Origin of the sequence: Undibacterium sp. Ji83W (assembly GCF_049340385.1) — a bacterium.
In the GTDB taxonomy this organism is placed as follows: Bacteria; Pseudomonadota; Gammaproteobacteria; order Burkholderiales; family Burkholderiaceae_D; genus Undibacterium.
This window is the reverse complement of sequence record NZ_JBMPOZ010000002.1, coordinates 1-16,875: the sequence shown is the minus strand read 5'-3', so window position 1 is coordinate 16,875 and position 16,875 is coordinate 1. Positions and strand designations below refer to the sequence as shown.

Annotated in this window: 15 protein-coding genes; 10 read left to right on the top strand and 5 right to left on the bottom strand. The window is 47.6% G+C overall.

What is annotated here, in order from left to right; translation table 11 throughout:
* The first annotated feature begins 49 nt into the window (after positions 1-49).
* The 5 genes from ACO0LD_RS04360 to ACO0LD_RS04340 all read left to right on the top strand — a co-directional run bounded on the left by ACO0LD_RS04360 (position 50) and on the right by ACO0LD_RS04340 (position 7,268).
* Positions 50-2,464, top strand: a complete 2,415-nt coding sequence (locus ACO0LD_RS04360) for a TonB-dependent receptor domain-containing protein (protein ID WP_423004121.1) — start codon at positions 50-52, stop codon at positions 2,462-2,464.
* Between the two features lie 188 nt (positions 2,465-2,652).
* The gene (locus tag ACO0LD_RS04355) at positions 2,653-3,903 is read left to right on the top strand and encodes a rhamnogalacturonan acetylesterase (RefSeq protein ID WP_423004119.1); all 1,251 of its coding nucleotides are present in this window, start codon (positions 2,653-2,655) and stop codon (positions 3,901-3,903) included.
* Positions 3,904-3,973: 70 nt separating this feature from the next.
* A complete protein-coding gene (locus ACO0LD_RS04350; protein WP_423004117.1) occupies positions 3,974-4,840 on the top strand; it encodes a rhamnogalacturonan acetylesterase in 867 nt (288 codons plus the stop codon).
* Between the two features lie 37 nt (positions 4,841-4,877).
* Positions 4,878-5,582, top strand: coding sequence for a GDSL-type esterase/lipase family protein (locus ACO0LD_RS04345; RefSeq protein WP_423004115.1), 705 nt, complete (start codon positions 4,878-4,880; stop codon positions 5,580-5,582).
* A 309-nt stretch (positions 5,583-5,891) separates the two neighbouring features.
* Positions 5,892-7,268 carry a hypothetical protein gene (locus ACO0LD_RS04340; protein WP_423004113.1) on the top strand — a complete coding sequence of 459 codons (1,377 nt, stop codon included), beginning with the start codon at positions 5,892-5,894 and terminating at the stop codon, positions 7,266-7,268.
* Between the two features lie 133 nt (positions 7,269-7,401).
* On the opposite strand, the gene ACO0LD_RS04335 is transcribed toward ACO0LD_RS04340, so the two are convergent.
* The 3 genes from ACO0LD_RS04335 to ACO0LD_RS04325 form a co-directional block, all read right to left on the bottom strand.
* Positions 7,402-7,860, bottom strand: a complete 459-nt coding sequence (locus tag ACO0LD_RS04335; RefSeq protein ID WP_423004111.1) for a cache domain-containing protein — start codon at positions 7,858-7,860, stop codon at positions 7,402-7,404.
* Between the two features lie 324 nt (positions 7,861-8,184).
* Positions 8,185-9,132, bottom strand: coding sequence for a 2-hydroxyacid dehydrogenase (locus ACO0LD_RS04330; protein WP_423004109.1), 948 nt, complete (start codon positions 9,130-9,132; stop codon positions 8,185-8,187).
* On the bottom strand, positions 9,129-9,542 hold the full coding sequence (locus ACO0LD_RS04325) for a VOC family protein (RefSeq protein ID WP_423004107.1): 414 nt from the start codon (positions 9,540-9,542) through the stop codon (positions 9,129-9,131). Before ACO0LD_RS04325 ends, ACO0LD_RS04330 begins: the two co-directional genes overlap by 4 nt.
* A 120-nt stretch (positions 9,543-9,662) precedes the next feature.
* Between ACO0LD_RS04325 and ACO0LD_RS04320 the strand changes: the two genes are divergently transcribed.
* On the top strand, positions 9,663-10,526 hold the full coding sequence (locus ACO0LD_RS04320; protein WP_423004105.1) for a LysR family transcriptional regulator: 864 nt from the start codon (positions 9,663-9,665) through the stop codon (positions 10,524-10,526).
* Between the two features lie 38 nt (positions 10,527-10,564).
* Here the strand turns inward: ACO0LD_RS04320 and ACO0LD_RS04315 are convergent, their stop codons facing one another.
* Entirely contained in the window at positions 10,565-11,239 is a 675-nt protein-coding gene (locus ACO0LD_RS04315) for a reverse transcriptase-like protein (protein ID WP_423004103.1), read from the bottom strand.
* Positions 11,240-11,367: 128 nt separating this feature from the next.
* Here ACO0LD_RS04315 and ACO0LD_RS04310 point away from each other — a divergent pair, with 128 nt between their 5' ends.
* The 4 genes from ACO0LD_RS04310 (at position 11,368) to ACO0LD_RS04295 (ending at position 14,855) form a co-directional block, all read left to right on the top strand.
* Positions 11,368-11,601 (top strand): DUF1272 domain-containing protein, encoded by a 234-nt coding sequence (locus tag ACO0LD_RS04310; RefSeq protein WP_423004101.1) that lies wholly within the window; start codon positions 11,368-11,370, stop codon positions 11,599-11,601.
* A gap of 18 nt (positions 11,602-11,619) precedes the next feature.
* The gene (locus ACO0LD_RS04305) at positions 11,620-12,531 is read left to right on the top strand and encodes an EamA family transporter (protein WP_423004099.1); all 912 of its coding nucleotides are present in this window, start codon (positions 11,620-11,622) and stop codon (positions 12,529-12,531) included.
* A gap of 23 nt (positions 12,532-12,554) precedes the next feature.
* Positions 12,555-13,514 (top strand): GlxA family transcriptional regulator, encoded by a 960-nt coding sequence (locus ACO0LD_RS04300; protein WP_423004097.1) that lies wholly within the window; start codon positions 12,555-12,557, stop codon positions 13,512-13,514.
* Between the two features lie 174 nt (positions 13,515-13,688).
* On the top strand, positions 13,689-14,855 hold the full coding sequence (locus tag ACO0LD_RS04295; protein ID WP_423004095.1) for an IS4 family transposase: 1,167 nt from the start codon (positions 13,689-13,691) through the stop codon (positions 14,853-14,855).
* Between the two features lie 167 nt (positions 14,856-15,022).
* On the opposite strand, the gene ACO0LD_RS04290 is transcribed toward ACO0LD_RS04295, so the two are convergent.
* Positions 15,023-16,875, bottom strand: a 1,853-nt coding sequence (locus tag ACO0LD_RS04290) for a beta strand repeat-containing protein (protein WP_423004093.1), incomplete at its 5' end; no start/stop codon positions are given.

The window sequence follows — 16,875 nt, the reverse complement described above, 5'->3', positions numbered from 1 at the left end:
GTCATAGTGTTGGCAATTTCATTCATTGGTGCTCAATTAAACCTAAATCATGACTACACACCGTAAAAAAAGATGCGCAGCAACTGTAACGCAATTTGTCAGTCATGGTGGCAAGACCACGCGCAAGCTGATACTAGGTGCGCTGATCACTGAGGCCTTATGCATGGGTCGCGCAGCTTACGCCCAGCCCCCGGTGAAACCAGTCTTACCTGCCACACCTGTCGCACCGGTTACCCCAGCAACTCCCACAAAGGCATCTACAACAGTGCCAGCAAAAACCGGCGACGGCAAACCGGAAGAAGTTGATGATAAGCCTGGTACTGTCGGCAAGACAGAAGTCAAACCCGCTACACCGGAACAAGCCGTTCCCAGCAATGCTGATATTCCATCCGTTACCGTACAGGCAGAACGCCCTAGCAATCGCATAGACCGTCAGGTTTACGACGTTAAATCAGATGTTGCCAGCACCAATGGGACGGCAGCAGACGCACTCAATAATGTGCCATCAGTATCGGTTGATCCAGATGGCACGGTCAGCCTGCGTGGCAGTACAAAAGTACAAATTTTGATCGATGGCAAACCATCTGCCATGATGCAAGGTGATAACCGCGGAGCATCATTAAATGCGATGCCCTCGCATGATATAGAGTCAGTGGAAGTCATTAACAACCCTGGAGCGCAATTCGGCAATGAAGGTGGCGGCGGTCCCATCATCAATCTGGTGATGCGACGCAATCGTCAACCTGGCGGCTTCGGTGTGATCAATGCCAATGCCGGTTCAGCAGGTCGTTTTAACACTGCATTATCTGGCAGCTATCATGAAGGTCCATTTGGCATACAGGGTGGTATCAACTTCCGTCACGATGGCCGGAATTCAGTAGGTGAAGCAGTCCGCGACCGCACTGATGCATTCACCGGTATCAGCCAGCATAGCACCCAGTCATCCAATTCTGCAGGGCTGAATGATTCATCTGGCATCAATGCGACAGTCACTTACAACCTCGGCACCAAAGATACCCTGGGCGCCAATTTTTCTTATGCCAGACGCAGCAATGATCAAAAGTCGACCGATCATTACCTCACAATTGATCAAAATAATAGCCCTTATAGTGACTATGTGCGCTCCACTCTGCGCAATGGGGAAAGTACCAACTATAGCTGGGGTGGGCGCTATGACCACAAAGGCGACATCAATGGTGAACTGATGCGTCTGGACCTACGTGTATCCGGGTCTGATAATGCCAGCGAAAATAACTATTCAAATGTGTATGCGGTTAATCCTGGTTTCTTCAACGACATTCACAGCAGGCAAAATAACGTCAACAATATCAAGATCGTCGATTTTACTGGTGACTATGAGCGTCCTGACGACCAAGGGATTTTGAAAATGGGCTATAAAATAGCCAATAACAAAAGCGATTTTGATACAGGATATTTTAATGTTGATCCAGCCAGTGGCATTGCGACGATTAACCCATCGCGTACCAATCACTATAATCTGGATGAAGCAAACATTGCCCTGTATGGCTCGTACCAGTTACGCCTGAATGAAAAATGGGGCGTGCTGGCGGGTTTAAGGACTGAATATACGCATATTGATATTCAACAATTGACTGCACAAATTGGAGCCACCAATCACTATATTAATTATATTCCCAGCTTCTTTGTCAGCTACAAAGCCAGCGACGACACCACCATACGTTTTAGTTATGCCCATCGCATACGTCGCGCCAATGCGAATGAACTGAACCCTTTTGTTGTGTACCGCGATGAATTGAATGTATCGAGCGGCAACCCAAAATTAAAACCTACCCAGACGGACTCCTTTGAACTCGCCTATGAAACCAGAGCGATGGGGCTGGACATGAATATCAGGGGATACTATCGCAAAGAAAGTGACAGCATACTTTATCGCCGTACCTTCATTACTGACACAGTATTACTGACGACATTGGACAATGGCGGTGGCAATCATTCCAGCGGTATAGAATTCACGCTCAGTGGCAAGGTGACGCCCAAGTTTTCCATCAACACCAGCGGCAATCTTTTATTTACAGAGCAAACTATCCTGACCACATCTGGCCAGGAAATAAAGCGCTCGGCATCCTCACTGAGTTTACGGGGACGTTTCAATTATCAGCTTAGTGATCAGGATCATCTGCAATTGAGTCTGAACACACAAGGAAAAACCCTGTCAGGCGAAGGATACCGCCAACCCAACTCAACTGCGAATTTCAGCCTGCGTCACAATATTACGCAGAATCTGAATCTGGTATTGAATGTCACTGATATATTCAATTCCAACAAAACAGAAACGATAGTTGATACTGACGCGCTCAAAGAACGTAATATCCGACGGTATGATGGTCGCCTGATTTATGTTGGACTGTCGTATCGGTTTGGCGGTTTCACACCAAGCGGACCGGGCAATAATCGCCCTGAAATGCGCCGCCCACCAAGCTGAATTGCAGCTTTCATCACATTTAAACAGCCTGCTGATAGCAATCAGCAGGCTGTTTGCATTTCATACTGTTAATCATAGCCTTGATTGTTTTTCCTGGTGATGCATTTTGCTACATGGCTACCCTAAAATACCTTGATAATTTGTTTGCTCATATTTGGCTCCTACGCACTCATTTACCACATTCACTTATGAAGATACTGCCTCTTTTAAACGCATTTATTTTTTTTAACGGCGCTGCATTTAGCGGCATGCTGTATGCGCAGACATATTCATTTGATTTCAACGCCAAGCCAGCAGCTAAGTCCAAGGCTGTAAAACCCGGCACTATCTATATGGCAGATACTGGATATGGCTTTGAGAACGGTGCACAAATCCTTAACACCAGCACTGGTATCAGCAGCACCAGCCCCTTCCTGTTCTCGGTGGCGGTACCGGAAGGAAATTATCGCGTCAAAGTCACACTAGGCGACGCTGATGATGCTTCTGAAACCACAGTGAAAGCCGAGACACGCCGTCTGATGCTGGAGAAAGTGAGCACTCAAAAAGGTGAGCGGACGGAGAGAAGCTTTGTCGTCAATGTCCGTCGTCCGGCAATTTCCGGTGGTGGTGAAGTAAAACTAAAGCCGCGCGAAACAGCTGAAGAACAATTTACCTGGGATGAGAAACTGACGCTGGAATTCAACGGCGCACACCCCAGCCTTGAAGCAATCGAGATAGAACGTGTCGACAACATCCCTACTCTTTATTTGCTGGGAGACTCTACCGTCACAGATCAGCCTGGCGAGCCGTATGCCAGTTGGGGTCAGATGTTGCCGCGCTTTTTTTCATCCGATGTCAGTGTTGCCAATTATGCGCAATCTGGAGAATCGCTGGCCTCTTCCAGGTCAGCACGCCGGCTGGATAAAGTACTCAGCCTGGTCAAGCCTTACGACTACGTGTTCATACAATTTGGGCACAATGACATGAAGGCGGTAGATGTAGCCACCTACAAAAACAATCTGAAGATTTATACAGCGGCACTGGCTGAAAAGCATGTGCAAGTGATTCTGGTCACGCAGGTGCAACGCCGGACGTTTGAAGGCGGGACTATCACCAATTCACACAAGGGCTATCCAGATGCCGTACGTGAAGTGGCAAAAGAAGAAGGCTTGCCCCTGATTGATCTGCACGTCATGAGCAAGGTCTTTTATGAAGCGCTGGGGCCAGAGAAATCGTTGCTGGCATTTAAACCCGGCGACGGTACGCATCACAACGCCTATGGCGCTTATGAACTGGCAAGGTGCGTAGTTGAAGGCGTGCGTCAGGCCAAATTACCTCTGGCAAAATCTATCCTCACTCAATCAGAGCGCTTCGATCCAGCCAAGCCGGATGCGCCTGACAGGTTTTTCATACCAGCCAGCCCCAATATCGTCAGCATAAAGAAGCCGGATGGTAGTTGAGTTCTCATTGATGCGCGTCTTATAATCAGTTTGACTAATGATTGTCATTACACCGCTTACAGGATTTTTCATGATTATATACAGCGCAATTACTCCCTTCTGGTGCAAGGCCATACAAATCGGGCTCCTCCTGGCGGTTACCGGCATAGCCTCAGCACAGACGACCAAAGAAGATGACAGGCCAGTCGTAGACGAAAGTAAGCAGGTGGTCAAGCAAGCGATTGATCCCAAACTGCCCTCTTTCTTTATCGTCGGTGACTCTACCGCCCGTAGCGACGCCCCCATGCGTGGTTGGGCTGATGAAATTGCGCCCTACTTTGACCTCAGCAAGATCAATGTCATCAATCGCGCCATAGGTGGCCGCAGTAGTCGCACCTATATCCAGGAAGGTCGCTGGGAGAAGGTATTGGGGGAAATGAAAGCCGGTGATTTTTTGCTGGTGCAGTTTGGTCATAATGATGTTGGTCCTGTGGATGCCCGAGGTAAATTCCGGGGTTCCTTGCGCAGTACAGGTGAAGATACCGAAATCATCAACAAACCAGATGGCAGTATTGAAATCGTCCATAGCTACGGTTGGTATTTAAAGAAATACATACACGATGCCAGAGCAAAAGGTATTTCCATCATCATCGCCACGCCAGTGCCTCACAAGGACTGGGTCAATGATTTTGCCGAACATCGCAAACTGGCAAGCACAGTAGCGAACGAAACGCAGGTAGCCTTGATTGATGTCACCGCCATTACTGGTAAAACCTATGATGTTTTGGGCAAGGAAAAAGTCGACACCTTATTTAGCGATCAACGCACCCATACCAACATTGCTGGTGCGAGGATCAATGCAGAATCCGTCGTTGCTGGCATCAAGGGTTTATCAGCAAGTGGCTTGAACAATTATCTTTCACTCAAAGCTGGCCTCATATCTCCACTGCCAGAGTGAATTTTTTTGACGAACTACCCTCACCAATGAGTACCTCATGAAACGCTTACTTTTATCTGCTCTTCTGTTCACATCCCTTTGTAATGCGCAAGTGAGTTCGCTGCCGGTCAAGCAGCCAACTACCATTGCAAGCGATCAGAATTACAGTCCAAAATTGGCTTATCAAGTCTACTTCAATGACTATATAACGCTCAGAAAGAATCGCCCGGCCGACCTGATTTTCATCGGGGACTCTATTACAGAGCAATGGCGCTGGGGAGTTGGTTCCCCCGTTTGGAAAAAACATTTTGAAGAACGCGCTATCGACTTTGGACTAGGTTCGGACAGAACCCAACATACACTCTGGCGCCTTGAAAATATCGATCTTTCTGCCTTTGCGCCCCAAGTCGCTATCATCCTGATTGGCACAAATAATGTACAAGATACGCCAGAAGAAATTGCTGATGGTGTAAAGGCCGTTATCGCGGCAACTCAAAAGAAGTTCTCTGGAATTAAAATTGTTTTGTTAAGTATTTTACCTAATGCCCGTGCGACAGAAAAAATGGCAACAACCAATACATTACTGACCCCGCTGAGCGACCAGAAAAACATCTACTATCTCGATCTCGCAGCACAACTTCCACCTGTAGGTGATAACTGGAAAGGCATGAGTAAAGACAAGTTGCATTTATCTGTTGAAGGCTATGAAATATGGGCGAACGCTCTTGAACCTCTGCTTTCAACAATTGTGAACCAAAAGTAATTGGTCATCGCAGGTAAGTTCAATTTGTTTCTTTCATTACTGACGTAGCACTTGCAAACAAGTGCTACGTCTTTTTTTGGGCTTTTGTTAAGTACATCTACACGAAAAATAAATATTGATCACCAAACTGCAAGGAAAATAAATTCTTGAATCAAAAGTTTAAGTCAAACTTCTATTTTTGCGATTATTTTGCGCTAAGATAAGCTCCTTTCAAGGACCTTAGCCAGAACATCCTCATTGTCAAAATTTTTCTGGTTTTTTCTCTTTCAGCAACTGATAGATAACAGGAGTTATTCCATGAAGATTTTTATGACAACGAAATGCAGCAAAGCTCTTCAAAAGACAGCACTCATAACTTGCAGTTTATTAGCCACCCCTCTGATCGCAACATCACAAACCAAACCCACTGCCAGTACCCAAGGCAAAGCCTCCACTACAAAAACTGGAACACAAGCAGTTAAGGCGCCAATTGCTTTTGCGTATATCGATCTGGCGACCAATGCCAGTGACATGCCTGGTGGCATGATGGGCGGTGCCATGCAGGGTGCACAATCTGGTGGATTTTTTGGTGCATTGGGAGGTATGGCTCGCGGCGGGACGGGTAATAATGACCGGGGGAATGTATTCGGCAATACCCATTCCATGGGTTTTGCCAGTGGTAGATTCATGGATGTATCAGTTTTCACAAACAAGAATACCTCGCTGACAGATGCCAATCAAATGATACCCACTGGCATGAACCTGGGTGACAGCCTGAAGCTAGTAGCGCCTGCTCCAGAAAAACCCGTGCAATACACTCCCTCTGAAGAAACACCATCAGAGCCCAATTATGAAAAACCAAAGGGTAAAATCTCGATTTACTGGGGTTGTGGTGAGACAGTAAGACCGGGACAGCCGCGCACACTGGATGCCGCCAAAGCATCCCCAGAAGATTATGCAAAATTCTTCACCATGCGCGGCAAGGTCACCAAGGGTGCGCGTTCACAGCCAGGAAACCCGGCATGGCCAAACAAGAATGATGACAGGAAAGTGCCGGACACGGCTTCACTGGTTGGTCAACATCAGTTTGTAGGTAATGGCATGCCTGAAAGTTTCAAACTCAATCTTGCTTCAAACAATGATTTAATGGCAGCAATTGAACTGGCACAAACCAAGAAGGCTGGCGGCGTTGGCCTGGAATGGAAACCAGTGCCAAATGCACGTGGTTATTTCATCAGCGTCATGGGTGGCCAGCCTGGCGGTGGCGACAACCCCGAAGTCGTGGTCTGGACATCCAGCGAATTGCCAGACTTTGGTTTTGGCCTGGTAGATTATCAAGCCAATGCAGACGTCGACAAATGGCTCAATGAAAAAGTCATCCTGCCTGCTAACACGACCAAATGCGATGTCCCCAAGGGCATTTTTGGTGAACAAGGCGCTGGCATGCTGCGCATGATCGCCTATGGTTCAGATGCTTATTTTGCCTACCCGCCTCGCCCCAGCGATCCCAAAATCGCTTGGGAACCAGACTGGCAAACCAAGCTGCGCATGAAGTCGACTTATAGCTCCATACTCGGCGGCATGGGTGATATGGGCGGACGCAGATCCAATAATTCATCACAAGCAGAGCAACAACAAAAACCTGAGCAAAAAGAAGAACCCAAGGTCAAGGCTACGGATGTGTTAAAAGGTTTGCTTGGGTTTTAAACTACCTGACGATCAAACGAAATAATCAAATGAAATGATCAGATGAAATAAATATGACGGGAGTGTTTAGCACTCCCGCCTGTAACCGCAAAATAGACGCATATTTCCTTATTTTGGATAAATCTCCAGCGTGCTATTTATAAACGCCACTGGCAAACATAACGTCATCAACGATTTCGTTATACATGGATTTTTGCGTCATTTCCTTGGTCAAGGGATGCGGCCACTTATAATTAACCCAACCGGCGTTCTTACCCTTCGCTGCCAATAATTGTTCTTTCATGATCATTACACCATCAGAATCTTTTAGGTCAATGATGTTCTTGCCTATCAGTTTCTTGTTGGCCCCATGTGCAACAACGGTGCCTGTCAGATCATATGCCACAACATACAGATCGCGCTCATTGAAAGGGCCTGCAGTGTCGTTCACGGCCTCAAAGGTCTTGTCTTTACCATTTGCCTTGTAATAGGTAATCGCTTTTTTAACCATCGCCTTGGCCTGATCGCTGCTGCTATTTTCGGCCGCATGTGTAAAACCTTGTAGCGCCAAGGATAAAAATGCAAACAAGATCAGTGAGAAAAGTTTCTTCATGGTGCGTCTCCTTAAGAAATAAAATTTATTTTTGAGAACGTCGAAACTGTAAGTCTGAATATGAAATTAAGGCATTGAGAAGGTAGTCAGTTTCCTTGAACTAAGCCGTATGAGACACGAATAACATCAGGAACTCATATGAAAAATCAGTATATTGTTGGACAGTAAGACTGTCCAGAACAGTCTTGGCAAACTACTGTGCCAATTAACAGGCAATTTCCCCTCCTCCCATTACATAAGAAAAGGGCTCGCCTCATAATATTGCGCCTTCCGCGTTCTCATGGGAAGCAAACGAAGCCTTGCAGAGGAAATAACTGTGGCACATCAGTAACCTCTGACAATATCTACGGTCTGCGGTAACTCGCCAGTATTTCGATAATGCCGTATATTTTCTGCAACGATCAACGAGGCAGTTGCTCTATCTGTCGGTGCAGCACAATGTGGCAATACCGATACACATGGATGTTGCCAATGCCATTCTGACACTGGCAGCGGTTCAGTTTCAAATACATCAAGAACTGCATGAGAAATGTGTTCATTATCAAGGGCTGCATGCAAATCTTCATCGTTGATGACGGCACCTCGGGCAAAATTAATCACAGATGCGCCCTGCGGCAATTGTGCCAGCACTCCGGCATTGATCAGCCCCGTAGTATCAGGTGTCAAGGGCAATAGACAAACCAGGATATTGGTTTTCGCCAGCATGGCAGGCAATTGACTCTCGCCAGCAAAACATTCAATGCCAGTAACAGATTTCTCACTACGGCTCCAGCCACAAACCTTAAACCCTGCCCTCAACAAACTTTGGGCGGCTGCTTCCCCCAAGGCACCCAAACCAAGCAGACTTACCGTCCTTTGTTGGGCCCGCGTATAAGTGCGTGGCTGCCATAGTTCTTGCGCCTGCTGCCTGGCATAAGCAGGTATTTCACGATGCAGGTAAAGCACCCATGTCAAGACCGCTTCTGCCATGGTGCTGGCAAGTTGCGGATCAATCAGGCGTACTATTTTTAATTCCGTATCACCCAGGTCTGCGACCAGACGCTCCACCCCGGCCCATACACTATGCACCCACTGCAGTTGCGGCAATTGCTTTAGCTGATCTGGATTGGGATTGGCGACAATGGCGACTTTACAAGTAGCCTTATCCTCATCACTCATGGCATCAAAAGCGAGAATCTGCTCATCAGGCATGGCTTTTTGCAGCGCTTCTACCCAGGCCTGAATATGGGCGTAACCAGGCGCAGCCAGGAATGGAATTACATTTGATCTCATTTTTCGTAAACACTTTCAAGATTATTGAAACCTTTGATTTCTATCGGATTGCCTGAGGGATCAAGAAAAAACATGGTCGCTTGCTCACCTGACTGACCAGCAAAGCGTATCGCTGGTTCCATCACAAATGTCAGGCCATGACTGCGTAAATGCTCAGCCAGATTCTGCCAATCAAGCATCGTCAAGATCACGCCTAAATGGGGCATGGGCACCATATGATCCCCTACCCTGCCTGTGTTAGTCGTTGCAAATGGCGTACCCAGATGCAGGGAAATCTGATGTCCAAAGAAATCAAAGTCTACCCAGGTGGCGGTACTACGCCCTTCGCTGCAACCCAGCATGCCTGCATAAAATTGCCTGGCCTGATCCAGGTCGTGTACGTGATAGGCAAGGTGAAATAAAGCTTTCATGCACTTAACTCCTTGTTGAATTATCGTTGCTCGCATGATTATTGAGCAAGAATGAAATGCTAGCGCCATTTATTCGAAAGAGATAGCATATTATTTTTATTGAATTCGAAAGAATTTTTTATGGATAGCCGATATTTGCAAAGCCTGATTGCTACGATAGAACATGGTTCCATCGCCGAAGCGGCAAGGGTCGAAAACCTGACCGCAGCAGCTATCAGCCAAAGAATTCAGGCTTTGGAAAGGGAGTTAGGTTTTCCCTTATTATTGAGGCAAGGCCATGCAGCAAGACCGACCGAAGCATGCCTGTATTTGCTGCCACGGGCGCGCAATATAGTGCGTGAAATTGGCTTATTGGCTGGAGACGCAGACACAGATGGCTTAACCGGCACCATAAAGATCGGTGCCATTTCTACCGCAATGACAGGTATGTTGCCTGCTGTATTGCGCCATTTGACCAGGCATGCTCCACATCTGAAGCCGGGTATCGTGCCAGGTACATCCCGTTCCTTATATCAGGCTGTACTGGATGAAGAAATAGATGCAGCGATACTGGTTGCACCTGCATTTGAACTACCCAAAAGTCTGACGGCATACCGCATCAAGACGGAGAACCTGATTTTACTTTCCAGGCATGCGCCACAGGCTGATATTCAATCTACGCTGCAATCAAAACCGTATCTGCGTTATGATCCAACGGCATGGGGCGGGCGTTACGCTGAAAAATACCTTAAAGACCAGGGTTTGAAACTGCAAGCAATGTGCGACCTTGATGCACTCGAAACAATCGCTATGTTAGTGGCAGATGATGTCGGCATCAGTTTGATACCGCATTGGTCAGGTCTGGAGAAACTGACAAGACATTGTGCCTTAACCAGCATCTCCAATCCCGCTTATGCACGCGAATTGGTTTTACTCAGGAAAACGCTACATTCACGGCCTGCGATGTTGAACCTGTTAGCTCAGGCTTTGAAAATCAAGTCTTGATCTGACCGAATCCGATCCGATCTGACCAAGAGCCGATTTCATTTGCTCTCTTTTGAACGGATTTGAGTAAGCGTATCAGCCATGTGATTTTTGTGACGTGGAATCCAGCGAACCTGGAGTTGCTCAAAAACTGAGGACAATTGCTGTGCTTGCTGGCGATATTGCTGCATACGTAACAAGCCACTGACCTTGATTTGATTAAAGTCATCAATGATTACCTGGCTGTCGCCGTGTACAAGCAAGTTCACTATCTGATGCTGGCGTGCCTGCTGCAATACCAGTATCAAACCGCTGTACTCTGCATCACAGCTGTCACCATATTCCATATGCTCTATGTATTCAAAACTTTGGCCATCCGGGGCCTTGAGTATGCAGGCAATCTGACATTTTCCGGGGTTAGGCACAGCTGAACCATCGAACCAGGCCAGCCAGGTATTTAAGGGCATTATGGCAAATTGCTGAATTTTTCTTTCATCCTGCTTTGCAGCTTTCTTTGCCAGTTTTTGAGCAGCACTGGCCATTTTTGCAGCATCGCGCTGTCGTGCCAGCTCTGCGATATCCTGCAGGCCAGCGTTCTGCGCTGCTCGTTCCAGCAAGTTGAAAAGCGCTTGTTCGGGCGGCAGCTTTTCCTGTTTTGCCAATTGACGACTCAGTGCATGCTCTTTGCGCGTAGCAATATTGATCAGTTGTTGATAAGTAAAATTGAGAGACATAAAGCTTTATGATTTAGACTTGGGCACATGTCCTGATCTGACCGACATAGGTCGCGATTTATGCTGGCATGTAATATTCAAACTGATATTCTGCTTGATATTCACCCACAACAGAAAGGAAATGTATCATGCTTGAACTCAGACCGAATTGCGAGCGCTGTGACTGTGATTTGCCAGCAGATTCTGTCAAGGCCCGCATCTGCACTTTTGAGTGCACATTCTGTAGCGATTGTGTTGATGGCCCGTTGCAAGGCGTGTGTCCGAATTGTGGCGGGAATTTCGTTCCCAGACCAATCAGGCCGTCAAATAAACTGCTTAACAATCCTGCGTCGACCAAACGCGTACATGCAAAAACGAATTAATCTTTATGCTGGTAGCCTATGTCCAAATCTGTCCTTAGCACGCGCCATATTCTGATCGCTGCCATAGTCATTCTGCTGTGGGGGATGAATTTTGTGGTGATCAAAATAGGCTTGAAAGGCATACCCCCCTTCCTGATGGGTGCATTGCGCTTTATGTTGGTGGCATTCCCGGCGATTTTCTTTTTGCCACGCCCCAAAGTGCCTTTCAAATTATTGTTGGCGTATGCCATGTTCATCAGCCTTGGACAATTTGCCTTCCTGTTTTCAGCGATGGCGGTTGGTATGCCTGCCGGTTTGGCGTCGCTGGTTTTGCAGGCACAGGCTTTCTTTACCGTGGGCTTGTCAGCCATGGTGTTTGGCGACAAGCTACGGCCCAGCAATTTACTTGGCATGCTGGTGGCTAGCGCAGGTCTCATACTGCTGGGCAGCGCAAGTATTGCCAGCTCAGCCAGTCAAGTGACTTTGGCTGGCTTTGCACTCACTTTATGCGCTGCATTTTCATGGGCGAGTGGTAATGTCATCAATAAAAAGATAGGTGTGACAAATGTGTTGAGCCTGGTGTCCTGGAGTGCTTTGGTACCTATACTGCCGTTTTTTTTGCTCTCCTACCTTTTTGAAGGTGGCGATGTTATTTTGCATAGTCTGAGCAATATGAGTTTGTCGTCTGGCCTGACTATCGTTTACCTGGCAGTTGCGGCAACGCTGATCGGTTATACCTTATGGGGCAAATTGCTGGCCAGCTTACCTACCCACCTGGTAGCGCCATTGACATTGATGGTGCCAGTAGTTGGCCTGACAGCAGCATGGCTGATACTTGATGAGGCACTGAGTCAAACCCAGTTATTGGGTGCTGCGACAGTCATGACTGGCTTGTTCATTAATGTGTTCGGATCAAAACTGGCTCACAATTTACGCAATATATTCGCCTGATTGACTATGCCCCGTAATTGATCATGCCCCGAATACAATCAGTTTACTTTCTATTGTTGCCAGACACCCTGCTACTGGATATAGCAGGGCCAGCAGATGCGCTTTTATTCGCTAATCGCTATCAGGATGAAGTGCGTTTTGAAATATGCTTTATCAGTCCTCAGGAGAGCGTCAACTCTTCTGTCGGTTTGCAGTTAGGGCCATTGCAGCCCTTGCCTGCACAGCTTGCTGAAGATAGCATCCTGATCTTGCCAGGTCTGATCGGTGGCAATGAAGTTTACACATTGCCAGATGCGCAAATTGCCATCAAATGGTTGTCACAACATGTGCACACCAAGCATCGGGTGGTATGCATTTGTTCAGGTGCCCTGTTAGCGGCTCACGCTGGTTTATTAAGTGGGCACAAGGCAACTACACATCATAATCACTATTGCGAACTAGCTGAAATAGACAGTTCTATCAAAATAGAAGAAAACCGCATTTTCGTTGAAGATGGGCGCATCAGCACAAGTGCTGGTGTCACTGCGGGCATAGACCTGGCACTGCACCTGGTCAGCGAACTCACCAGCCCTTTGGCAGCGAGTGCGGTGGCCCGTAACCTTGTGGTGTACATGCGTCGCTCGGGCAATGACCCGCAATTATCCCCCTGGCTGAAATACCGTAATCACTTGCACCCCGTCGTTCATAAGATACAGGATGCCATGGTCAAAGATCCGGCTCACCCCTGGAACCTGACTGAACTGGCGAATATTGCCTGTAGCAGCACGCGACATGTCACCAGGTTGTTCAAGTTACACGCTGAAGTTTCAATACAAGCCTACTTGACATCACTTCGCTTATCGCTGGCGACAAAATTTCTGGCGAATACTGATTGGTCCATAGAACGAATTGCTGAGGCATCGGGTTTCGGCTCAGCAAGGCAATTCAGACGGATCTGGAATACACACTTTTCTGCGCCGCCTTCGGCTGAACAATTTAGATAGTAGTTTTCACATCTTCTTTCAAACATAGTTGTTATCACTAGTGTCCCAACGTTTTCACGTCAGAGGCTCGTAAGTCAATGATTTGTTTGCATAAAATGATGTTTTTATCTGGTCTCGATTTGAACGTCGAGGCGCAGAATTGGAGCTTTTTGCGGATATCCGCCAAAGGCTCCTATGCATCAGGGCAAACTCGTTTTCTCGCAGGTCATGACGTATTTGCCACTGACCACCTTTCGACGATGTGTAGCAGCCCACAGGGGCGATCACAAGGTCAAGGATTTTTCCTGTCTGGATCAATTCTTCGCCATGGCCTTTGCGCAGTTGACCTATCGGGAGTCGTTGCGCGATATCGAAGTCAATCTGCGCGCCCAAGCCCATCGGCTGTATCACATGGGATTTCGTTGTGCGACGATTTCCCGCAATACGCTGGCCAGTGCAAATGCCACGCGCCCCTGGCAAATCTATGCCGATCTGGCGCAGCACCTGATTGCGATAGCACGCCCGTTGTACGTCAGCGAACCATTTGGCGTGGACCTCGATGCAACGGTCTATGCGTTCGATGCCACTACTATCGATCTGTGTTTGTCGGTTTATCCGTGGGCACCTTTCCGGTCCGCCAAGGCTGCCATCAAATTGCATACCTTGCTGGACCTGCGCGGCTCTATTCCCAGTTTCATTCACATCACCGACGGCAAGACCCACGAGGTCAATATTCTCGACGATCTGGTCATCGAGCCAGGAGCTTATTACCTGATGGATCGCGGTTATCTGGACTTCGCCCGGCTGTACAACTTGCATTCGACGGGCGCCTTCTTTGTCACCAAAGCAAAAAGCAATACCAAGTTCAAGCGTCGGTACTCGCATCCGGTCGATCGGGCGACGAGCAACGTTATCTGCGATCAAACTGGTGTGCTTCCACTGTTCTACACAAGCAAGCATTACCCGGCGACTTTGCGTCGTGTCGTCGTCAAGGGCGACGCTGGGGAACGCGTCATCTTTTTGACCAACAATTTCGCTCTCAAACCAGAGATGATTGCGGCACTTTACAAGCAGCGCTGGCAGGTCGAATTGTTTTTCAAGTGGATCAAGCAACATTTGCGTATCAAGACCTTTCTGGGAACCAGCGAGAATGCCGTGAAGACGCAAATATGGATCGCGGTCTGTACTTATGTACTCATCGCTATCGTCAAAAAACGTCTGCATTTGCCTTACAGTCTTTACGAAATCCTACAAATCCTCAGTCTCACCATGTTTGAAACAACACCAATAAATCAATTACTTACGCCGTCATCGAAAAATTCAGGTGACGAAAATCAACCAAAACAGATGTCTCTCCTATGAGAAACGTTGGGACACTAGTGAGTTGTTATAACAAATTAAAAACAACGAAATGTAAAAAAACCCACCGCTTTACAGAGGTGGGTTTTTTATTTTTACACAGCAGGGAGGATGTTCTCTCCCTGTTGCATGGGTAGCAAGCTACCCATTTTCCTGCATAGCTTACTGAATTAAGCGATGAAGTCGCCAGCGACGATGGAACCTGCGCCAGTGATTTTAACGATAAAGTCAGTTGCATCAACAGTACCTACAGTGCCACCGATGTTTTGGAAAGCATAAGTACCAGCTGCTGTACCTGCGGCTACAGTGATAACGTAAGCCTGAGTATTAGCTGCCAGAGCCGCGCCAGCTGCAGTTGCTGCTGTAGCGATTGCTGCTGCCAGAGTAGATACATCAGCAGTTGCGATAGACAACAAGTTCAATGTTGTTGCTGCTGTGCCAGTTTTGAACACGTCAGCGCCAGCAACTTTGAAGTTTGCTACTGTATCGATTGCACCGATAGTAGAACCAGAAGTTACTGTTTCAGCACCAGTTGCAGTTGCAGACAGGTTGATTGTATCAACACCTGTGCCGCCTGTTACTGTTACTGCTGTAGCAGCTGTACCCAACAGATTAACTGTTTGGCCGCCTGTACCCAGAACAACTACGTCGCCTGTTGCGCCTTTAGCGTAGTTCAGAGTTACACCAGCACCGTTTTCGTTAGTGAAAGTGTAGCCAGTTGCTGCAGAGCCAGTAACTTGCACTGTTTCAACACCAGTTACCAGAGCAGAGATATTCAAGTTAGCACCGATAGCACCGATGTTCAGTGTATCTATACCCAAGCCGCCGTCCAGCGTTGTTGCGCCGGCGATTTGTGTTGCTGTGTAGCTGAATGTATCGTTACCTGTGCCACCAACAACGCTCACTGTGTTAGTACCAGCAGTGAATGTGTTAGTACCGTTAGCCAATACGAAACGTTCGATCGCTGCGTTAGCAACGATAGTGCCGGCTGTAGTGAATGTCAGTGTTTCTGTATTGCCTGCAGAGATAGTACCTGTGAAGCTGTTGTATTGCGCAGCTGTCAGAGTGTAGTTACCAGTTGCTGCCAATGTCAGGTTTTCAAAGCCAGAGATATTTGCACCAGCGATACTAGCACCAGCTGCCAATGCCAGAGTATCAGTAACACCAGCACCTGCACTGAATGTACCAGTGTAAGCCAATGCGCCCAGTGTCAATGTTTGACCAGCACCAGCACCCAGATTGACGTTACCAGCCAGGAAGGAAGTACCAGCACCTGTCAGATCAACGTTATCAACACCTGTACCGCCAGTAACTGTAGTGATACCAGAAGTAGCGTTAAAGAAGCTGACGCTGCCACCAGTGTTATCAGTGATCAAAGACTTGATGTTGCTGATAATACCGCCAGTTGTACCGTTATTAATAACAACAGTAGAGTTACCAGTCAGGCTGATAGTGTCTTGATCGCCAACATTACCATTGATAGTAGTACCGCTCAGGTTAGCAACTGTACCTGTGAAGTTGTCGTTCACACCTACTGCGCTAGTGAATGTACCGCCAGCAGTGAATGCTGTTGGAGACAAAGCAGAACCGCCACCGTTGATTGGGGATGTACCAACAACACCTGTTGTTACTGTTGCGCCGCCAGATACTGTCACTGCATTGGATGTTGTCGTGTTGTTCACGCCACCACCAGTTGCATTGGAAGAAGACGTTGTGTCGATCACCAATGTGCCGCTAGTAACAGAGATCAAGGACAGATCGATGTTGTTTGCGCCAGCGATGTCATCAACGATAGTCAGTTGATGTGGAACATTGCCTGTGAATGTGATCACTGGTGTGCTCAGGGACAGAGCAGCACGGGCAGCAACCAGAGCAGCGTATTGGGAAGCAGTGATTACAACAGCGGAGTTCGCTGTGATGTTTTCAATACCAGACAATTGTGCACCAGCCAGGTTGATCGCACCGTAAGTAACCAGTGTATCGTTACCTGTACCCAGGTTGATCGTGTCTGTTACAACGCGTG

Excerpts from the sequence above, each read along its gene's own strand:
- ACO0LD_RS04360 (WP_423004121.1), top strand. The coding sequence starts at position 50 with ATGACTACACACCGTAAAAAAAGATGCGCAGCAACTGTAACGCAATTT.
- ACO0LD_RS04355 (WP_423004119.1), top strand. The coding sequence starts at position 2,653 with ATGAAGATACTGCCTCTTTTAAACGCATTTATTTTTTTTAACGGCGCT.
- ACO0LD_RS04350 (WP_423004117.1), top strand. The coding sequence starts at position 3,974 with ATGATTATATACAGCGCAATTACTCCCTTCTGGTGCAAGGCCATACAA.
- ACO0LD_RS04345 (WP_423004115.1), top strand. The coding sequence starts at position 4,878 with ATGAAACGCTTACTTTTATCTGCTCTTCTGTTCACATCCCTTTGTAAT.
- ACO0LD_RS04340 (WP_423004113.1), top strand. The coding sequence starts at position 5,892 with ATGACAACGAAATGCAGCAAAGCTCTTCAAAAGACAGCACTCATAACT.
- ACO0LD_RS04335 (WP_423004111.1), bottom strand. The coding sequence starts at position 7,860 with ATGAAGAAACTTTTCTCACTGATCTTGTTTGCATTTTTATCCTTGGCG.
- ACO0LD_RS04330 (WP_423004109.1), bottom strand. The coding sequence starts at position 9,132 with ATGAGATCAAATGTAATTCCATTCCTGGCTGCGCCTGGTTACGCCCAT.
- ACO0LD_RS04325 (WP_423004107.1), bottom strand. The coding sequence starts at position 9,542 with ATGAAAGCTTTATTTCACCTTGCCTATCACGTACACGACCTGGATCAG.
- ACO0LD_RS04320 (WP_423004105.1), top strand. The coding sequence starts at position 9,663 with ATGGATAGCCGATATTTGCAAAGCCTGATTGCTACGATAGAACATGGT.
- ACO0LD_RS04315 (WP_423004103.1), bottom strand. The coding sequence starts at position 11,239 with ATGTCTCTCAATTTTACTTATCAACAACTGATCAATATTGCTACGCGC.
- ACO0LD_RS04310 (WP_423004101.1), top strand. The coding sequence starts at position 11,368 with ATGCTTGAACTCAGACCGAATTGCGAGCGCTGTGACTGTGATTTGCCA.
- ACO0LD_RS04305 (WP_423004099.1), top strand. The coding sequence starts at position 11,620 with ATGTCCAAATCTGTCCTTAGCACGCGCCATATTCTGATCGCTGCCATA.
- ACO0LD_RS04300 (WP_423004097.1), top strand. The coding sequence starts at position 12,555 with ATGCCCCGAATACAATCAGTTTACTTTCTATTGTTGCCAGACACCCTG.
- ACO0LD_RS04295 (WP_423004095.1), top strand. The coding sequence starts at position 13,689 with ATGCATCAGGGCAAACTCGTTTTCTCGCAGGTCATGACGTATTTGCCA.